Origin of the sequence: Thermocrispum sp. (assembly GCF_002919275.1) — a bacterium.
GTDB lineage: Bacteria > Actinomycetota > Actinomycetes > Mycobacteriales > Pseudonocardiaceae > Thermocrispum > Thermocrispum agreste.
Map to the genome: position 1 here is coordinate 23,358 of NZ_PKFA01000055.1, position 17,996 is coordinate 41,353.

The window sequence follows — 17,996 nt, forward strand, 5'->3', positions numbered from 1 at the left end:
CCGGCCGCCGCGGCCGGCCACAGCGCGAGCGAGGCCACGGTCCGCAGCGCGTGGGCGCACCGCATGCACCGGGTCCGGGAACTCCTCGGTCGTCTCACCGAAGTGGTGGCCCGGGCGCACCGCATACACCGGGTCCGGGACCTCCCCGAGTTTCACCTCATCTTGCAGCGGTGTTGCGCGCACGACACGAGCCGATGAGGCAGGATGAGAAGAGTGATCGGTTCCGGTTCCGACGACAGGAAGGGCCCCTCGGTGTTCGGGGGCCGGTCCCGTCGCGGCCGCAACAAGCCCGCCCGCAAGTGGGTCCCGGATCCCGAGCCGACGCGCCGCTCGCGGGGCGCCGTCACGCCCCCGCCGACCAAGCGATTCGCCGAGCCGCCCGCTGCCAGGCCGCCGGTGGAGGATCCTCCGCACCGGATCACCGCCGACCAGGCCTACACCGTCGAACTGGAGCGGGAGCAGCGCAGGCAGCCGCGTGAGCAGGCCGAGCCGGGCGCGCCCGGCTGGGAGCGCTACGGAACGGACGGCTACCTCCGGCCCCCGGGTCACCGGTCCCGCGGCTACGAGCGCCAGGCCCCGCCGCCCGGTGAGCGGCCCTACGACGAGCGGAGGCAGCGGTTCTACGACGGGCCCGCAGGGCGGCCCTACCCGGAGCGCGGCGGGTATCGGGGCCGCGACGAGCATGGCTACCCGCATCCCGGCGGCTACGACCAGCGGGGCCGCGCGCACTACGAGGGGCCGGGGCACGAGCCGCCTGGCCACGCCGGCGGGCACGGTGGCCAACCGCCGGGCGGCGGGCACGTGCCTCCCGGCGGCGGCCAGGTCCCGCCCGGTGACGGTCCCGTCGGTCCGGACGGGCGGCCGTGGCCGAAGAAGCTCACGGTCACCAGGGTGGCGGCCATGCGCGGCCGGGAGCTGTCCGAGCGCGCGGTGCGGCTGTTCCAGCGGGTGCACCGGGCCGACGGTGCCCACGAGTCCGGCCTGACGTCGCTGAGCTGGTCGCTGATGCTCAACTACGCCAGCGACGCGGCCTTGGCCGTCGCGCTGGCCAACACGCTGTTCTTCTCCGCCGCGACCGCCGAGTCGAAGTGGAAGGTCGCGCTCTACCTGCTGATCACCATCGCGCCGTTCGCGGTCATCGCGCCGCTGATCGGGCCTGCGCTGGACAAGATCCAACGCGGCAGGCGGCTGGCCATGGCCGTCGCGTCGGCCGCGTCCGCCGTGATGTGCATGGTCATCGCGCTGAACTTCGACAACTGGGCGCTGTATCCCGCGGCGCTGGGCAAGATGGTGCTGTCGAAGTCGTACATGGTGCTCAAGTCGGCGGTCACCCCGCGGGTGGTGCCGCCGGAGATCACCCTGTCGAAGACCAACGCCCGGTTGACCGTGTTCGGGCTCGGCGCCGGTGCCGTCGGCGGTGCCATCGCGTCGCTGTTCAGCTGGATCGCCGGCTCGCCGGGCGCGGCCTGGGTCGCCGCGGCGATCTGTGTCGCCGGAACCGTGCAGGCGATGCGCATCCCGTCCTGGGTGGAGGTCACCGAGGGCGAGGTGCCCGCGACGCTGAACTCGCAGGCCATCCGGCGCAAGCCTGCGGGCAAGCAGCCGATCACCGTCGGCGTGCTGGTGGCGCTGTGGGGCAACGGCACGATCCGGTTGCTGACCGGATTCCTGATGCTGTTCGCCGCGTTCGCGGTCAAGGCGTCCGCGGAGCAGCACGACCAGAGCCCGTTCGTCCAGCTGCTGCTGCTCGGCGTGCTCGGTGCCGCCGCAGGCGCGGGTGGCTTCGTGGGCAACGCCATCGGCTCCCGGCTGCACCTGGGCGGCACCGACCAGGTCACCACGGTCGCGGTCGCCACCACGCTCGCCGCCACCGTGCTGGCCGCGCTGCTGCCGGGGATCGCCACGGCCGCGCTGGTGGCCTTGATCGGCGCGACCTGCAGCGCGCTGGCCAAGATCAGCCTGGACGCGGTCATCCAGCACGACCTGCCGGAGGAATCCCGCGCGTCGGCGTTCGGCCGGTCGGAGACCGTGCTGCAGATGGCCTGGTGCTTCGGCGGCGCGATCGGCCTGCTGCTGCCGCCCACCTACTGGCTCGGCTTCCTGGTGATCTCCGTCCTGCTGGTGCTCGGCCTGGTACAGACGATCCTGGTGCGGCGCGGCAAGTCGTTGCTGCCGAGCCGGGAGATCTTCAGTCGCCGCAGGGCTGCCGCAGCGACGTCCGGAACGCCCGCGGGATCGGCGCCGTCTTCCGGCTCAGCGGAGCCCGCAGGCGCGGCGCCCGCCACCGGTGGCCCGTCCGGTTCGGACGGAACCAAGCGGCGGCCGCGCACCACCAAATGGACGCCCCAGTAGGCTTCGGCGCATGCCGCGACGTTTGCCCGCCGTGTTGCTCGCTGCCCTCGCGTCGACCGTCGCCGGTTGCTCGGCGTCCGGCCCTCCGGAGCTGACGGTGTACGCCGACGGGAAGACCATGCAGCTCGCACCGGTGCAGTACTGCGACGTACGGGTGACCGAATGCGAGGCCAACCCGCAGGCCGCAGGGCTCATGACGGTGCGTCCCGACCGGCCGATGCAGATCTCCGTGCCGCCCGAGGTCGCCGAATCTCCTTGGCTCGTGTACGTGCAGTCGGTGGACGCGCAAGGCCGTCCCCAGCCGGTACAGCACGAGTTCTTCAGCCCAGGTGAGGCCTACGCCTACACCGCGCGGCCCGCGCCTGGCCAGCGGCTGCTCACGGTGGAGATCCAGCAAGCCGGGGCCGCGTTCGACGACAGCGGCGTGATCGTCGCCAGGGGCGTGTGGTCCGTGCAGCTGCGCGGCCGCTGACCGTCAGGCACCCGGCACCCGTGGGGCGCGGACTGGATCTTCCGCCCGGCCACGCCGTTCGCCTTCCCGGCACCCCACCGCGTGGGGCGCGGGTCCGGACAGGTGCGGCAGGAATCCGGAGCCTTCCCGGCACCCCACCGCGTGGGGTGCGCGGACACCACGACTACGGATCGAGATCGTCCGCAACCGCCCGCAGCACTTCGGCGATCCGCTTGGCGTGGCGGCGTTCCGGATACCGGCCACGCCGCAGCCCGGGCTGCACCCTGGCCTCCAGCAGCTTGATCATGTCCTCGATCACGCCGTGCAGCTCTTCGGCGGGGCGGCGGCGAGCCTCGGCGACCGACGGCAGCGGGTCGATCAGCCGCACCGAGAGGGCCTGCGGACCGCGACGTCCGTCGGCGATCCCGAACTCCAGGCGCTGTCCGGCCTTGAGCGTCTCAACGCCACGCGGCAACGCCGATTTCCGGACGTACACGTCCTCGCCCCCGTCCTGGGAGACGAACCCGAAGCCCTTCTCCGCGTCGTACCACTTGACCCTGCCGGTCGGCACCGAACTCACCGTTCCTTTTCTGCTCGAGCGCGCGCACGAACTCCTCGAGTACGCGCGTACGCGCGCAAGCCTGCTCGCACGACGAACGCGCCCCGGGGGGTCGCCCTCCCGACGCGCGTCAAGTACAGCGTAGCGAGTTTAGAAGGCCCGGCGCGAAGGTTTCTCATGCGCCTGCGGTGCGCGACACAAGCATCCGTACCCTTTGTCCTCGTGACCGCTTCGCACCGTCGACCGCACCGGATGGTCCAGGCCGCGGTGGCTTGTTTCGCCGCCGGGATCCTCGGGGTGCTGGTGATCCTCGGGTTGTACGCCGCGGGCCAGACCGAGCTGCCGTGGTGGCTCAACGTCGCGGCGATCGGGCTGACCACGATCGGGTTCGCCCTCGGCCTGGTGGCGCTGCTGCGGGAAGCGCGCGCCCGCGGCTGACCAGCCGGAAAGCACCGGCCGCACGCGCTTCGGCCTGCTCCGGCCGTGCGGCGACGGCTAGAGGTCGCGCAGGCCGCGCAGCACCCGTTGCATCAGCTCCAGGTCCGGTCCTTCCGCACCGGAACCTGCCGGATGCACGGTGATCAGGTTCTCCTCGACCATCGAGGCGAGCAGGGTCTTGGCCACGCCAAGGGGCACCGACAGCATCGCGGCCACCTCGCTGACCGAGCGAGGCTGCGCGCAGAGCTCGAGGACACGCCGGTGCTCGTCCTTGACCGCCGCGGCGGGGCCGGCGGCTTTCGCGCTCACCAGGGTTTCCATGGCGAACGTGGGCGGGGAGGTGGTCTTGCCCCCGGTCCAGACGTAGGGGCGGACCCAGGCGACCTCCCCCAGGTCGTCCGTCTCCTCGCGCACCGGCGTCGGCCCGGTGTCCGGCTGCTGCGGCGTCGGGCCTGCTGCGCCGTGTGTGGCCTCGGCGGGCTTCGCACCCTCCGGCCGCCCCGCTGCCTCCTGCGCCATGACGACCTCAACCGGCTCGGCCTCTTCTGCTCCGTCCGAAGCGTCGGATTCCGCCGGGGCCGCACCTTCTTCGCGCGCGTAGCCTGACTGCTCGGCGTCCACGCTGGCCGCGCGCTTCGACTCGGCATCACCGCGCGCAGTGTCTTGGTCGGACTCGGAGGGATGCGCGACCGTGTGTTCGGTTCCCCGACCGTCGTCAGCCACCGCTTCCGCATCCGACGCAGCGTCGGCTTCGTCAACGGCGTTCTGCTCGCCGACGCCCGTGACCTGCGCTTCCGTCTGCAGGGGATCGGCATCTGCTGGGTTCTCGGCGTCCGGCGACTCGCCGGCGATCACCGGCTCCCCGACGACCTGCTGGGCCGGGCCTTCTTCGTCGGGCCCCTCGTCCGGCCAGGCGGGCTCCGCCACCTTCGCGGTGGCCGCGCTGTCGTGCGCGTTCCGATCCACCGCCACGCGGCTCTCGCTCTCGTCGCTCTCGGCTGATGCCGCGGGCACCTGGGTCACGGCAGGCGTCCGGCGACGACCGCTCCACCGGAACACGCCGCGGGAGCCGCCCATGATTGGTTCCTCCCTCGAAGCTCCTCACCTGCCGTCGGATCAAGGGCTCACTCTAAGGCCTGCCTCCCGGCGGGCGCAGTCCACCGCCACGGTGCGAATGCGTCCCGGTCGTGGGACGCGCGGGCAGGTCATTCGGCGTCGCGCGGTTCCGCGTCCCCGCCCGGCTCTTGGTACGGCAAAGACACGACGAGCATCGGCCCGCCGACGAACACGCCACCGTCGATGCCCAGCACCTTGCCGCCCGCATACAGCAGCGGCCCGGTCACGTCCTCCGGGGCGACGCCCATCTGGTCGGCGATCACGCTGTGCCCGTGCACGATGCGCTGCCCGCCCAGCCGCTCCAGCAGCAGGCCGGCCACCTCCGGCCCGTCCGGCCCGCGGAAGGCGTAGCGGGTGGTCATGCGGCTCCACACGTCCCACCACTCGACCAGGTCGTCCCCAGCCAGGATGTCGCGCACCGCTTTGTTGATCGAGTTCGCGTCGTCGCCCCACTCCAGGTAGGCCGTGGTGTCGGAGTGCATCAGCAGGTGATCGGCCGCGTGCGCGATCACCGGCCTGCTGGTCAGCCACTCCAGGTGCCGGTCGGTCAGTCCCTGGATGTCCCGGATTCGCCCGCCGTTGAGCAGCCAGCTGCGCGCGAAGCTGCGGATGCCGAAGTCCGACGGCACCGCGGTGTCGCCGAACGTGTACATGCCGAGCATCAGGATCTCGTGGTTGCCGAGCACCGAGTCGACCGCACCACCGGCTTCGCCCGCCTGGTCGGCCAGGCTCATCACCAGGTCGATGACGCCGATGCCGTCCGGGCCACGGTCGACGAAGTCGCCGAGAAACCACACGCGCGCGTTCCCGCCTGCCCACCGGTCGTCGTCGTCGAGCAGGCCGGCGGCGCGCAGCGCGTCGGCGAGCTGGTCCCGGTGGCCGTGTACGTCGCCGACGACGTACGTGGGCCGCTGCCTGTCACTCATAGTCGTTTCAACTGTAGGCCCGTGCGGGGCGTTGTGGCAGCTCAGGCCGTCGAGCCGGTCAGTTCAGGCGGACCGGGCGGCCGAAAGGGGCGATGCCGGGTGCACGTCGACCGCGGTGGCTTTCACCACGACCGTGACGGGTTTGCCGGGGTCCAAGGCCAAATCGGCGACGGCTGCGGGGGTCAGATCGGCCGTCAGCCCACCGGCCCAGCCGCCACTGGCGCGGGTGCGTACCCGGATCACCGGCCCGTGCGGCTCCACCGCAGCGACGACCGCTTCCGCGGTGTTGCGGGGACTGCCCGGCACCGACTCGCCGCGCGGGTACACCGACACCGCCGACGGCGCGAACACCGCGACGGCGGGCGTATGCGGCTCGAGCCCTTCGGCGTGCAATCCGCTGAGCAGGTCGCCGTCCGGCGTGCGCAGTCCACCTTCGACGGCTTCGCCGGCCACCAGGTTGAGCCCGGCCAAGCGCGCAGCGAATGGAGTACGAGGCGCGGACAGGACGCGCTGCGTCGGTCCACGCTCCACCACCCGGCCATCGGCCAGCACCAGCGCGGTGTCGGCCAGCGCGAGCGCATCGAGCGGGTCGTGCGTCACCAGGACCGTCACCCGTTTCGATGCCGAACGCAACACCGTGCGCAGCAGGGCACGCATCGCCGGGGCGGCATCGGCGTCCAACGCGGCCAGTGGCTCGTCGAGCAACAGCAGCTCGGGCTCGGTCGCCAGCGCGCGGGCCAGCGCCACCCGCTGGGCCTGGCCGCCGGACAGCTGGTCCGGCCGCCGATCCGCATACTCCTCGGCGCCGACGGCGGCCAGCCACCTGCCTGCGATGGCCCGCGCCTGGCGTCGGCTCGCCCCCGCCGCCCGTGGGCCGAAGGCCACGTTGTCCCGCACGGTCAAGTGGGGAAACAGCAACGGGCGCTGCCGCAGGAGGCCGACCCGCCGTCGATGCGGCGGCAGCGAGCCGAGTTCGCGGCCGTCGAGCCGGACGGACGTCTCGTCGGACCGCAGCAGCCCGGCAAGGCAGTCCAGCAGTGTCGATTTGCCTGCACCGTTGTGCCCCAGCACGGCGACCACGTGCCCACGCTCCGCGGACAACTCCACCGACAGCCGGAACTGTCCGCGCGCCGCCCGCACGACGGCCCGCAGCGTCATGGCCGGGCCCCCTCGGTCACACGCGCGGTCATGCGCGGGCCCGCGGCCACGATCACCGCGATCGCCACCACGATCAACAGCAAGGACAACGCCACCGCGCTTTCCACGTCCGCCTCGGCCTGCGCGTAGACCTCCAGCGGAAGCGTTCGTGTCACCGCCTGCAGGCTGCCGGCGAACGTGATCGTGGCGCCGAACTCGCCGAGAGCGCGGGCGAAGCTGAGCACCACACCGGACGCCAACGGCGGCAGCAGCAACGGCAGCGTCACCCGGGTGAACACCACCCACGGCCCCGCGCCGAGTGTCGCGGCCACCCGCTCGTACTCGTCTCCCCCGGCGCGAATCGCACCGTCCAGGCTGATCACCAGAAACGGCATGGCCACGAACGTCTGCGCCAGCACCACCGCAGCGGTCGTGAACGGGACCCGCACCCCGGCAACCACGTCCAGCAGGTATCCGGCGAAGCCGTTGCGGCCGAGCAGGTACAACAACGCGAGCCCGCCCACCACGGGCGGCATGACCAACGGCAGCACCACCACAGCGCGCAGCACACGGCCACCTCGACGAACCCGGGCCAGCACGACAGCAAGCGGTACGCCGAGCAGCACGCACAGCAGGGTCGACAGTCCCGCGGTGACCAGCGACAGCTCCAGCGCGTCAAGCGAAGCCTGCGAGGTCAGCAACTCCGGCAGCCGGGCGAAGTCGACCCGGAACAACAGCCCGGCCACGGGCAGCACGATCAGCGCCAGGCCGGCCGCCGCAGGAATCCACAGCAGCCGCGGCGACCGAAGCCCGCTACGGAGCGTCGAATCCCGCGTCACGCAACACCCGCTGTCCTTCGTCACTGAGCACGAATTCGACGAACTGCCTGGCCAGATCCGGCTCCGCGGCTTCCCGGGTCGTGGCGATCGGGTACGCATTGGCCACGGCATCAGCGCCGGTGATCGGCACCGCGTCGACCTTGCCAGCGGCCGCCCGCACGTCGGTGACGTAGACCAGGCCCGCATCGGCCTCCCCGGCCGCGACCTTGCCGAGCACGGATTTCACGTCGGGTTCTTCACTCGCGGGTTGCAGACGCACGTTGGCGTTCGCCGCCAACGCCTGCGCCGCCCGGCCGCATGGCACTTCGGGAGCGCAGGTCACCAGCACCACGTCGCCCCGAAGGCCGGTTAAGCCGTCGATCTTCTTGGGGTTGCCCGGGGCCACGGCGATGGTCATCCGGTTCCGCGCGAACCGTTGCGGTTCGCCGTCGATCACCCCTGCCTGCACCGCCTTCGCCATCGCCTTGTCGTCGGCCGCGGCGAACACGTCCGCCGGTGCCCCTTCGGCCAGCTGCTCCGCCAGCCGGGACGATCCGCCGAAGCTGAGCCGCACGTCCACGCCCTCGCGGCGGGCTTCGAACTTCTCCGCGAGCTGCTCGAAAGTCTCGGTCAGCGAAGCGGCCGCGAACACCGTGACCGTGCGCGTCGCCTCCGCCGTCGCGCACCCCGCCAGCAACAGGGCGATGGCAGCCGCTGCGACCACCCTCGTCAGCCTCATGCCTGCCTCCGCTGCGGGGTCTCCACCACGACGGTGGTGGCTTTGACGACCGCGACCGCCAGCGAACCGGGGCGGAGCCCGAGTTCCCGCACCGCTTCCGAGCTCATCAGCGACACCACCCGATGCGGACCGCACTGCAACTCGACCTGTGCCATCACGGTGTCGGACACCACGTCGGTCACCAGGCCGACGAAACGATTGCGCGCCGACCGGTTCACCGCGGACGGGTCGGCCACCTCGGCCGCGTACGCCCGCGCTTTGGCCGCCAGCTCCGCGCCGTCGACCACCGCACGCCCCGCGGCGTCCGTGCTCGCGGTCAGCTCGCCCGCCTTGACCCAGCGGCGCACCGTGTCGTCGCTGACGCCGAGGAGCTGAGCGGCTTCCGAAATCCGATACAGCGGCACGATTTGAAGTCTAGATCCGCACGTACGTCAGAATCCAGCTCGTGGCTCCGCATGTGCAAATTCACGCGCTGAACCGCGGAATTGGTGGGCGCGCAACGGTTGCCCCCACGGCTACCCTGGGTGGTGTGACGGCGATCAACCTTGGACTCCCTCGCGTGATGCGCGACTACGGAGGAGCCGACATGGCCGGCCGCCCGGACACCCCGGGGTTGATCGACAAGTACGGCCGCGTCGCTACCGATCTGCGCGTTTCCCTCACCGATCGATGCAATTTGCGCTGCCAGTACTGCATGCCCGCGGAAGGGCTGGACTGGCTGCCCAGTGCGGACATCCTGACCGACGAGGAACTGCTGCGCGTGCTCCGCATCGCGGTGCGCGACCTGGGCATCACCGACATCCGCCTGACCGGCGGTGAGCCACTGCTGCGGCGCGGACTGGAAGACCTCGTCGCCGAGATCACGGCGCTGCGCCCGCGCCCCCGGGTGGCCATGACCACCAACGGCATCGGCCTGGCCAAGCGGGCCGCCCGGCTGGCCGCAGCCGGTCTCGACCGAATCAACGTCTCGCTGGACACGATCGACCGGCAGACGTTCGTCGAGATCACCCGGCGCGACCGGCTGCACCACGTACTGGAAGGGCTGCGCGCCGCCCAGGAAGCCGGGCTGCGCCCGGTGAAGGTCAACGCCGTCCTGCTGCGCGGGGTGAACGACCACCAAGCCTGCTCGTTGCTGCGGTTCTGCCTGGAGCACGGCTACCACCTGCGGTTCATCGAGCAGATGCCGCTGGACGCCCAGCACCAGTGGAACCGCGCGGAAATGATCACCGCCGACGAGATCCTGGCCATCCTCCGCACCGAGTTCACGCTCGAGCCCAGCCCGGCGGAGCGCGGGTCGGCACCCGCGGAACGCTGGCTGGTCGACGGCGGCCCCGGCGAGGTCGGCGTCATCGCCTCGGTGACCAAGCCGTTCTGCCAGGCGTGCAACCGCACCCGGCTGACCGCGGACGGTTCACTGCGGTCGTGCCTGTTCAGCACGGACGAGACCGACCTGCGGACGATCCTGCGCAGCGGGGGCTCCGACGAGGACGTCGCCAACGCCTGGCGGGCCACCATGTGGGCCAAGGGCCCCGGTCACGAGATCAACTCCGCGGGATTCGCCCAGCCGCTGCGTCCGATGAGTGCGATTGGTGGGTGAGATGCTCAAGGTCCAGGTCAACTACTACGCATCGGCCCGCGCCGCGGCGGGCGCCGACTCGGAGGCGGTGGCCATGCCGGACGGCGCCACCCTGGACGATCTCGTCGCACGGCTGGCCGCCGACCATCCCGGCAAGCTCGCACGGGTGCTGTCCATGGCCAGCTTCCTGATCAACGGGGTGGCCACCACCGACCGCAAGCGGGCCCTGGCGGACGGCGAACAGGTGGACGTGCTGCCACCCTTCGCGGGCGGCTGAGCCGCGCCGCAGGACCCGGCCGGACCGGCCCGCCGAAGCGGCGACGAGCCCTGCCACGAACGTAGTAGCGGTCACAGTACACGTGAGCCAAACCTCACCCTGGGTAATTGATCTCGGCTTGGACACGAGTCGATAACAAGCCTCTGACCTGCGAAAATGTCGCAATCGCAGGCGAAAAGCTCGCGTTACTGTGAGGTAGATCACGCATCGTTTCATTTCCGTTATCGAACGCGATTACGTACCGTCGATGCTCGGTCGGCCCCGAACCGGCCACAGCACGGGGTTCCGCTCGCCATGCCCTGTCCGGTGGGACCCCGCAACCCATCCCCCGATCCGAAGGAACTCCGGGACAGGGACGCGCGCAGGACGACCCCTGCACAGTGCGGTGGCGCGGAGGTACGAGTACGTCCCCATGTCTTATCGAGGCAAGCACCGAAAGCCGTCCACCATTCGCCGCAACATCGCCCGCGTTGCCGCCACCGGCATGGCCATGGGCGCCCCGCTGGCGATCGCCGCCGCTCCGGCCAACGCTGCCGGGTACAACCCGAACTGGGACATGCTCGCGCAGTGCGAGAGCAGCGGGGACTGGTCGATCAACACCGGCAACGGCTACTACGGCGGTCTGCAGTTCTCGCCGAGCACCTGGCAGGCCTACGGTGGCCAGGGCATGCCGCACCAGGCGTCGCGGGCCGAGCAGATCCGCATCGCCGAGAAGGTCCTTGCCGCGCAGGGTCCCGGCGCATGGCCCGCGTGCTCGGCGAAGACCGGCTGGTACAACGCCGGTGGCAGCGGCCAGAGCTACCAGGGCACCAACACCGAGGGTGGTGGCGCCCAGGAGCAGAAGCAGCAGCAGGCCAAGCCTGCTCAGCCCGCCCCGAAGGCCGCCCCGGTGCGCGCCAGGGTGACCAAGTCCAACCCGAACGGCGACTACACGGTCCGCAAGGGCGACACGCTGTCCGAGATCGCGGCCGAGAAGAACATCAAGGGCGGCTGGAAGAAGCTGCACCAGCTGAACAAGGAATACATCAGCGACCCTGACCTGATCCTGGTCGGCCAGAAGATCGCCACCAAGTGATCTGCTCGGTGGCCCGGTGAGCTGACCGGTGATCCGGCCGGTCGTCCGACCGGCGATGCGATGCGACGGGGCCTGCGGCGCGTGCGGTGCACGCGCGGCGGGCCCCACCGCGCTCCCCCATCCCCGGCTGGTTCCCCCACAGCCGGTTCGTCGGCCCGCTGACCGCCTGGCGGGCCGACCCCCCTACCTTCCGCGATCGGGTGTGAAGGCCGGGGCCTGGCGGCGGCGCACCGCTGCGGGTGCACCGCAGTGGACGCAAACCGCCAGGCCCCGGCGAACCCTTCCTTGACCCGGCGAACAGGCCGCAGCTGACGGCGGGACGCCAAGCGGCAACAAGCCACCGCGACAGCGCCCCGAAAGCACACGACGAACCCTTCATACGGCACAGCAGGCCACGACGCACAAACACAGCAGCACCAAGCCATCGCACCTGCCCTGCCACGACCCTGGTCAGCCCGAAGATGCGGCCGCTGCGCGTCTGCTGGATGCCCGAGCCGTGATAGGGCGACCAGGCCGGGGCCACGCCCTCACAGCAGGCAAACCGCAGCCAGGCGCCGAGCACCCATGGCCAGATCGCGGCCATCCGAAGCGCGCCGGCTCACACGGACCATCCCCGGCCACGAACGCTCGGCCAGCAGGCCGCAGCTGACAGTGGGACGCCGCGAGCCGGCCCGGAAACCGGAACACGGCGGCCGGAGAACCGGTCACCGCCCCCACGTCGACGGTTCAGTTGTCCCCAGGCCTGTGGACAACTGCCGCGGAGGCCACCGGAGCTGCCACTGTCACGGCGAGTTGACCCACTCGTCGGTGCCGTCGGTGAAGCGCTGGTGCTTCCAGATCGGCAGTCGCGCCTTCGCCGTGTCGACCAGGTCCGCGCACGCGGCGAAAGCCTCCCGCCGATGCGGCGCCGACACCGCGCAGGCCAGCGCCACGTCCCCGATGCCGAGGTCGCCGATCCGGTGGCTGATCGCCACGGCCCGCATCTGCGGATGCCGCTCGGCCACCTCGGAGACCACCGACCGCAAGACGTCCTTCGCGGTGGGGTGCCCCTCGTAGTGCAGGGCGGCCACCGACCGGCCACCGTCGTGATTGCGCACCACACCCGCGAACGACACCACGGCACCAGCCGCTTCGTCGGCGACCAGCCGTTCGTGCTCCGCGACGTCCAGCTTCTCCTCGGTGATCTCGGCAAGCACGACCCGAACGGCCCGCTCGCCGGATTCGCCACCGGTACCGGCGGCGGTCTCGCTGGACATGGCCTGCTCCTTCACTGCAGCGGCGGCCGAGGCGTCCTGCTCGCCCGCTCGTTCGTGGTCGCCGCCCGCGATCTGCGAGAGCGCGTGGTCGAGAACCCCCTCGAGAACCCCGAGGCCGTCCATCACGCCGCCGCGTGACCCGGGCAGGTTCACGATCAGCGTCCGCCCGGCGACCCCCACCGTTCCCCGGGACAGCACCGCGGTCGGCACATGGGGCAGGCCTGCGCGGCGGATGGCATCGGCCAACCCGGGCACGTGGTAGTCGACGACCTCGGCGGTGACTTCCGGCGTGCGGTCCGTCGGCGAGATCCCGGTCCCACCGGTCGTGATCACCAGGTCCAGTCCCTTTTCGGCGGCGTCCTGCAGCGTGGCACCGACCGGGTCCCCGTCCGGAACGACCACCGGGCCCTCCACGGCGAAGCCGCGGGCGGCCAGCCACTGCGCGATGATCGGCCCGGTGCGATCCGGGTAGATCCCGGCGGCGGCGCGGTTCGACGCCACCACCACCCGCGCGGTCCGCCGCTGACCGTTCCTGGCGTGCCGAGCTTGCTGGTCAGTCACGGGTCCATACCCCCCGTTTTCCGCCTTCTTTGCGTTCCAGCCGCACCGCGTCGAGGGTGGCGGCGGGATCGACGGCCTTGATCATGTCGTGCACCGTCAAACCGGCCACCGCGACCGCGGTCAACGCCTCCATCTCCACCCCGGTGCGATCCGTCGTGCGCACGGTGGCGGTGATCCGCACCTCCGACTCGGCCAGCTCGAAGTCGACCTTGACGCCGGAGATGGCCAACGGGTGGCACAACGGGATCAGCTCCGGGGTGCGTTTCGCGGCCATGATGCCTGCCACCCGCGCGGTCGCCAGGGCGTCCCCCTTGGGCAGCCCGCCTTCGCTGATCAGCCCGATGACCTCGGGCGTCGTCCGCACCACACCGGTCGCCACTGCCGTGCGGGTGGTCGCGGCCTTCTCGGAGACGTCGACCATGCGGGCCGCGCCGGACGCGTCGAGGTGACTCAACTCGCTCACATATGCAGGCTACTGCCGGTCACCCGGACCGGCTGCCACCAGATCGTGCGGCACCGGGGCCGTGACCGCCGACGACCGGTTGCGGCGGCAGGCACCGGCGTGCGACGTGCCGGATCAGTCGCGCTTCTCGCCACGCGCCACCGCGCTCACCGCTTCGGCGACCGCGGGCGCCACGGCGGAGTCGAACACGCTGGGCACGATGAACGACGGGTTGAGCCGGTCGCCGTCCACCACGTCCGCGATCGCGTTGGCCGCCGCGATCAGCATCTCGTCGGTGATGTTCTTGGCGTGCGCGTCCAGCAGACCGCGGAACACCCCGGGGAACGCCAGCACGTTGTTGATCTGGTTCGGGTAGTCGCTGCGGCCGGTGGCCACCACGGCGGCGTGCTTCTGCGCCTCGATCGGGTCGATCTCCGGGTCCGGGTTGGCCAGCGCGAACACGATCGGGTCCTTGGCCATGGTGGCGACGTGCTCGGCGCCGAGCAGGTTCGGCGCGGAGACCCCGATGAACACGTCGGCGCCCACCAGGGCGTCGTGCAGCGTTCCGGTGAGCCCGTTCTTGTTGGTGGTGCGGGCGATGCGGAGCATGTTCTCCGACTTGTCGTTGATCTGCTCGGTGACGATGCCGTCCCGGCCGACCGCCACGATGTTGCCGGGGTTGTTCAGCTGCAGCAGCCGGATGATCGCCGAGCCCGCGGCGCCGACGCCACACACGACGATGGTGACGTCCTCCAGCCGCTTGCCCACCACGCGCAGTGCGTTCCGCAACGCCGCCAGCACCACGATCGCGGTGCCGTGCTGGTCGTCGTGGAACACCGGGATGTCCAGCTTCTCCCGCAGCCGGGCCTCAATCTCGAAGCACCGCGGGGCGCTGATGTCCTCCAGGTTGATGCCCGCGTACTGCGGCGCCAGGATCTCGCAGGTGCGGATGATCTCCTCGGTGTCCTGGGTGTCCAGCACGACCGGCCAGGCGTCCACCCCGGCGAACTTCTTGAACAGCGCGGCCTTGCCCTCCATCACCGGCAGCGCCGCGGCCGGGCCGATGTTGCCCAGGCCGAGCACCGCGGAGCCGTCGGTCACCACCGCGACGGTGTTGCGCTTGATGGTCAGCCGCCGGGCGTCTTCCGGGTTCTTGGCGATCGCGGTGCACACCCTGGCCACGCCCGGCGTGTAGGCGCGGGAGAGGTCGTCGCGGTTCTTCAACGCGACCTTCGAGGTGACCTCGATCTTGCCGCCCAGGTGAATGAGGAACGTGCGGTCGGAGACCTTGCGGACCCGCACGCCCTCGAGCTGGTCCAGCGCGTCGGTGACGCCGTTGGCGTGCTCGGCGTCCCGCACGTTCGCCGTGATGTCGACGACGATCGAGTCGGCATGCGACTCGACGATGTCGAACGCGGTGATCACGCCGCCTACCTGGCCGACCGTCGTGGTCAGGTCACCCGCCGTGCTTGCCTTCGCAGGGGCTTCCACCCGGACCGTGATCGAGTAACCGGGGCCAGGGACAGCCATGGAACACTCCGCAGTCGAAATCGTCGAACGTCGTCAGTCGCGAGGGCGGCCGGAGCGGATCACGGAGTCTTGTTGATCTCGGTCTCCGGATGCTCGTACGGCACCCGCTCCTGCGGGAAGCTGACCTCGCCGAACGGCGACAGCGACCCCTGCCGGTCCGCGGCCAGCTCGCTCACCGGGATCCCGCCGTCGGGCACCTGGGGCCAGGACGGATCGATGCGCTCCTTCTTCAGCTTCTTGCCGCCAGCCACGTCATCCTCCGCTGTCCACACCGACATCTCACCGGCGTTCGACAGCCTAAGGCATGCGGGTGCGTTTCCACCGCCCGGCCTGCGCAGACCGGCCGGTCACCTGGTCGTGACGCGTCGCACGGCGTCTTCCGTATTGTGGCCATGATGCTTGCCGACGTCTTGCGTTCCGCCTCCGACGAGCAGCTCGCCGCGCTGCTCATGGCTCGGCGCGACCTGGCGACCCCGCCGCCCGCCGACACCGAGGTGCTGGCCAGGCGGGCCGCCACCGCCGGATCGGTGGCCAGGGCGTGCGAGCAGCTCAACGCGCGCCAGCTGGCCGTCGCGGAGGCGTTGCTGCTGTTGGGCGCGGACACCGAGCCGGTTGCCAAGACCGCGGTGGACGACCTGCTCGGCGTCGACGCGGCCGACGATCTGGCCGCGCTGGAACGGCTGGCCCTGTGCTGGTCGGCCGACGAAGGGGTCAGCACGCTTCCGGCCGTCCGCGAGGCCCTCGGGCCGTTCCCCGCCGGGCTGGGGCGCAGCCTGCCTGCCCTGGCCGGCCAGGACGTGGCGGAATTGCTCACCGGGCTGCCCGACGACGAGCGGAAGGTGCTGGACAAGCTGGCGTCCGGCCCGCCCATCGGCCGCACCCGCGACGCCGCCGTGGACGTCGACCTGGACTCCGCCCGCACACCGGTGCAGCGCCTGCTCGCCCGCGGTCTGCTGATCCGCCGCGACACGCAGACGGTCGAGTTGCCGCGCGAGATCGGCTTGTACTTGCGTGGCGGGCGTGCCTTCACCGAGGAGACGCTGCGCGAACCCGAAGTCCGCACCCGGTCGTTCGGCCAGGAGTCGGTCGACCGCACCGCCGCGGGCGAGGCGATGGAGTTGTGCCGCCAGGTCGGCGCGCTGCTGGCGTCGTGGTCGCAGAATCCGCCACCGGTGCTCAAGGCGGGCGGGCTCGGCGTGCGCGAGGTGCGCCGGGTGTGCCGCGAGCTGGAGGTCGACGAGCCGCGCGCGGTGCTGCTGGTGGAGGTGCTGCTCGCCGCGGGCCTGGTGGCCGACAGCGGCTCGACCACCCCGGAGTTCGTGCCCACGACGCTGGCCGACAGCTGGCTGGCGGTCGGACCGGCCGCGCGGTGGACCACCCTGGCCGCCGCATGGCTGGACATGCCCCGGATGCCGGGCCTGGCGCACGACCGGCCGGACGCCACGTCCGACGGCGCGAACCCGGCGCGGCGGGGCGATGCTCCCGCACCGCTGTCCGACCGGCTGCACCGGCCGACCGCGCCGTCGGTGCGGCGCAGGGTGCTGCGGGCGCTGGCCGACCTGCCGCCAGGCACCGGGATCGTGGACGACGCCGAGCTGATCGCCCTGCTGGCGTGGCGGAATCCTCGGCGCGGCGGCAGGCTTCGCGACGACGCGGCCCGCTGGATCCTGGCGGAAGCCGCGGCCCTCGGCGTGACCGCGCTCGGCGCGGTGTCCTCGGCCACGCGCGCACTGCTGGCCGAGCCGGAGCAGGGCGAATCACTCGAGGACGTCCGGCGGCGGGCCACCGTGGCCATGACGCAAGCGCTTCCCGAGCCGGTCGACCACGTGCTGGTGCAAGCCGACCTCACCGTGGTGGCGCCCGGCCCGCTCGAACCGGCGTTGGCCGACGAGATGGCCGCGATCGCCGACATCGAATCGGCCGGGCACGCCACGGTGTACCGGATCAGCGAGCAGTCCGTGCGCCGCGCCCTGGACAGCGGCCGCACCGCGGGCGAGCTGCACGAGTTCTTCCGGAAGCGCTCGCGGACTCCGGTGCCACAGTCGCTGACGTACTTGATCGACGACGTCGCCCGCCGCCACGGCAGGCTTCGCGGTGGGGCGGCGTCCTCGTTCCTGCGCAGCGACGACGAGGTGCTGATCGCCGAAGTGGTGTCGCATCCGGCCGCCGAGGACCTGCAGCTGCGCCGGATCGCCCCCACGGTGCTGGTCAGCCCGCTGCCGCTGGCCGAAGTGCTGGACGGGCTGCGCGCCGCGGGCTTCTCCCCGGCGGCGGAAGGCGTGGACGGCCAGGTCGTCGACCTGGCCCCGCGTGGTCGCCGGGTGGCACCGCCGCGCAACCCCGGCAGGAGGGCCCCGGCGGCGCGCCCGCTGTCCGAGGAACAAGCCGCCGAGGTGGTGGCGCGCATGCGTGCCGGGGACGCTGCCGCCGCGGCGCGGCGCAGCGAGGGAGTTCGCAACGCGGGCGGTACCGGGGACACGTCGGCGACCGTTCAGCTGCTCACCGAGGCGGTCCGCTCCGGCAGGCAGGTGTGGATCGGTTACGTCGATGCCAACGGAACCGCTGCCCAGCGGGTGGTCACCCCGGTGCGGGTCAGCGCCGGAATCCTCGACGGCGCGGACAACGACCGGTATCCGTTGCACCGCATCACGTCAGCCGCATACGTGGACTGACACTCGTACCAGGAAAGGAGCACTGCATCGCCGGCCCGGCGGCAACGAATTCGCGCACGGCTGCGCATTGC

At 71.5% G+C, this 17,996-nt stretch carries 18 protein-coding genes; 7 read left to right on the plus strand and 11 right to left on the minus strand.

What is annotated here, in order from left to right; genetic code table 11:
- The first annotated feature begins 204 nt into the window (after positions 1 to 204).
- A complete protein-coding gene (locus tag CXP56_RS13490) occupies positions 205 to 2,352 on the plus strand; it encodes an MFS transporter (protein ID WP_084609343.1) in 2,148 nt (715 codons plus the stop codon).
- Between the two features lie 10 nt (positions 2,353 to 2,362).
- Positions 2,363 to 2,824 (plus strand): DUF2771 family protein, encoded by a 462-nt coding sequence (locus tag CXP56_RS13495; RefSeq protein WP_028848686.1) that lies wholly within the window; start codon positions 2,363 to 2,365, stop codon positions 2,822 to 2,824.
- A 163-nt stretch (positions 2,825 to 2,987) separates the two neighbouring features.
- Here the strand turns inward: CXP56_RS13495 and CXP56_RS13500 are convergent, their stop codons facing one another.
- A complete protein-coding gene (locus tag CXP56_RS13500) occupies positions 2,988 to 3,374 on the minus strand; it encodes a cold-shock protein (RefSeq protein ID WP_028848685.1) in 387 nt (128 codons plus the stop codon).
- 210 nt (positions 3,375 to 3,584) lie between these two features.
- On the opposite strand from CXP56_RS13500, the gene CXP56_RS13505 reads away from it, so the two are divergent.
- Complete coding sequence (locus CXP56_RS13505) at positions 3,585 to 3,800, plus strand: hypothetical protein (RefSeq protein WP_028848684.1); 216 nt, start codon at positions 3,585 to 3,587, stop codon at positions 3,798 to 3,800.
- Between the two features lie 57 nt (positions 3,801 to 3,857).
- Here CXP56_RS13505 and CXP56_RS13510 read toward each other — a convergent pair whose 3' ends face one another.
- From CXP56_RS13510 to CXP56_RS13535, 6 genes are all read right to left on the minus strand, one after another.
- The gene (locus tag CXP56_RS13510; RefSeq protein ID WP_286901324.1) at positions 3,858 to 4,772 is read right to left on the minus strand and encodes a DUF742 domain-containing protein; all 915 of its coding nucleotides are present in this window, start codon (positions 4,770 to 4,772) and stop codon (positions 3,858 to 3,860) included.
- 233 nt (positions 4,773 to 5,005) lie between these two features.
- Positions 5,006 to 5,842, minus strand: coding sequence for a metallophosphoesterase (locus CXP56_RS13515; RefSeq protein WP_038045504.1), 837 nt, complete (start codon positions 5,840 to 5,842; stop codon positions 5,006 to 5,008).
- A gap of 63 nt (positions 5,843 to 5,905) precedes the next feature.
- Complete coding sequence (locus tag CXP56_RS13520; protein WP_286901325.1) at positions 5,906 to 7,000, minus strand: sulfate/molybdate ABC transporter ATP-binding protein; 1,095 nt, start codon at positions 6,998 to 7,000, stop codon at positions 5,906 to 5,908.
- Complete coding sequence (locus CXP56_RS13525) at positions 6,997 to 7,818, minus strand: ABC transporter permease (protein WP_051310389.1); 822 nt, start codon at positions 7,816 to 7,818, stop codon at positions 6,997 to 6,999. The genes CXP56_RS13520 and CXP56_RS13525 overlap by 4 nt, the downstream gene beginning before the upstream one ends.
- On the minus strand, positions 7,793 to 8,536 hold the full coding sequence (modA, locus tag CXP56_RS13530) for a molybdate ABC transporter substrate-binding protein (protein ID WP_038045502.1): 744 nt from the start codon (positions 8,534 to 8,536) through the stop codon (positions 7,793 to 7,795). Before modA ends, CXP56_RS13525 begins: the two co-directional genes overlap by 26 nt.
- On the minus strand, positions 8,533 to 8,940 hold the full coding sequence (locus CXP56_RS13535; RefSeq protein WP_028848680.1) for a TOBE domain-containing protein: 408 nt from the start codon (positions 8,938 to 8,940) through the stop codon (positions 8,533 to 8,535). The genes modA and CXP56_RS13535 overlap by 4 nt, the downstream gene beginning before the upstream one ends.
- Positions 8,941 to 9,098: 158 nt before the next feature.
- On the opposite strand from CXP56_RS13535, the gene moaA reads away from it, so the two are divergent.
- The 3 genes from moaA (at position 9,099) to CXP56_RS13550 (ending at position 11,464) form a co-directional block, all read left to right on the plus strand.
- A complete protein-coding gene (gene moaA / locus CXP56_RS13540) occupies positions 9,099 to 10,133 on the plus strand; it encodes a GTP 3',8-cyclase MoaA (protein ID WP_028848679.1) in 1,035 nt (344 codons plus the stop codon).
- A 1-nt stretch (position 10,134) separates the two neighbouring features.
- Complete coding sequence (locus CXP56_RS13545; protein WP_028848678.1) at positions 10,135 to 10,389, plus strand: MoaD/ThiS family protein; 255 nt, start codon at positions 10,135 to 10,137, stop codon at positions 10,387 to 10,389.
- A 412-nt stretch (positions 10,390 to 10,801) separates the two neighbouring features.
- Entirely contained in the window at positions 10,802 to 11,464 is a 663-nt protein-coding gene (locus tag CXP56_RS13550; RefSeq protein WP_028848677.1) for a LysM peptidoglycan-binding domain-containing protein, read from the plus strand.
- Positions 11,465 to 12,246: 782 nt separating this feature from the next.
- Here the strand turns inward: CXP56_RS13550 and CXP56_RS13555 are convergent.
- The 4 genes from CXP56_RS13555 to CXP56_RS13570 form a co-directional block, all read right to left on the minus strand.
- Positions 12,247 to 13,281, minus strand: coding sequence for a molybdenum cofactor biosynthesis protein MoaE (locus CXP56_RS13555; protein ID WP_286901330.1), 1,035 nt, complete (start codon positions 13,279 to 13,281; stop codon positions 12,247 to 12,249).
- Complete coding sequence (gene moaC, locus CXP56_RS13560; RefSeq protein ID WP_028848675.1) at positions 13,274 to 13,744, minus strand: cyclic pyranopterin monophosphate synthase MoaC; 471 nt, start codon at positions 13,742 to 13,744, stop codon at positions 13,274 to 13,276. Before moaC ends, CXP56_RS13555 begins: the two co-directional genes overlap by 8 nt.
- A 114-nt stretch (positions 13,745 to 13,858) precedes the next feature.
- Complete coding sequence (locus CXP56_RS13565; RefSeq protein ID WP_286901332.1) at positions 13,859 to 15,253, minus strand: NAD-dependent malic enzyme; 1,395 nt, start codon at positions 15,251 to 15,253, stop codon at positions 13,859 to 13,861.
- 59 nt (positions 15,254 to 15,312) lie between these two features.
- Entirely contained in the window at positions 15,313 to 15,531 is a 219-nt protein-coding gene (locus tag CXP56_RS13570) for a hypothetical protein (protein WP_211227676.1), read from the minus strand.
- Positions 15,532 to 15,636: 105 nt separating this feature from the next.
- On the opposite strand from CXP56_RS13570, the gene CXP56_RS13575 reads away from it, so the two are divergent.
- Entirely contained in the window at positions 15,637 to 17,925 is a 2,289-nt protein-coding gene (locus CXP56_RS13575; protein WP_028848673.1) for a helicase-associated domain-containing protein, read from the plus strand.
- The last annotated feature ends 71 nt before the right edge of the window (positions 17,926 to 17,996 follow it).

Bases quoted from the DNA above. Each gene is read 5' to 3' on its own strand.
- CXP56_RS13490 (WP_084609343.1), top strand. From the start codon at position 205: ATGAGAAGAGTGATCGGTTCCGGTTCCGACGACAGGAAGGGCCCCTCG.
- CXP56_RS13495 (WP_028848686.1), top strand. From the start codon at position 2,363: ATGCCGCGACGTTTGCCCGCCGTGTTGCTCGCTGCCCTCGCGTCGACC.
- CXP56_RS13515 (WP_038045504.1), bottom strand. From the start codon at position 5,842: ATGAGTGACAGGCAGCGGCCCACGTACGTCGTCGGCGACGTACACGGC.
- CXP56_RS13520 (WP_286901325.1), bottom strand. From the start codon at position 7,000: ATGACGCTGCGGGCCGTCGTGCGGGCGGCGCGCGGACAGTTCCGGCTG.
- modA (WP_038045502.1), bottom strand. From the start codon at position 8,536: ATGAGGCTGACGAGGGTGGTCGCAGCGGCTGCCATCGCCCTGTTGCTG.
- moaA (WP_028848679.1), top strand. From the start codon at position 9,099: ATGCGCGACTACGGAGGAGCCGACATGGCCGGCCGCCCGGACACCCCG.
- CXP56_RS13545 (WP_028848678.1), top strand. From the start codon at position 10,135: ATGCTCAAGGTCCAGGTCAACTACTACGCATCGGCCCGCGCCGCGGCG.
- CXP56_RS13550 (WP_028848677.1), top strand. From the start codon at position 10,802: ATGTCTTATCGAGGCAAGCACCGAAAGCCGTCCACCATTCGCCGCAAC.
- CXP56_RS13565 (WP_286901332.1), bottom strand. From the start codon at position 15,253: ATGGCTGTCCCTGGCCCCGGTTACTCGATCACGGTCCGGGTGGAAGCC.
- CXP56_RS13570 (WP_211227676.1), bottom strand. From the start codon at position 15,531: ATGTCGGTGTGGACAGCGGAGGATGACGTGGCTGGCGGCAAGAAGCTG.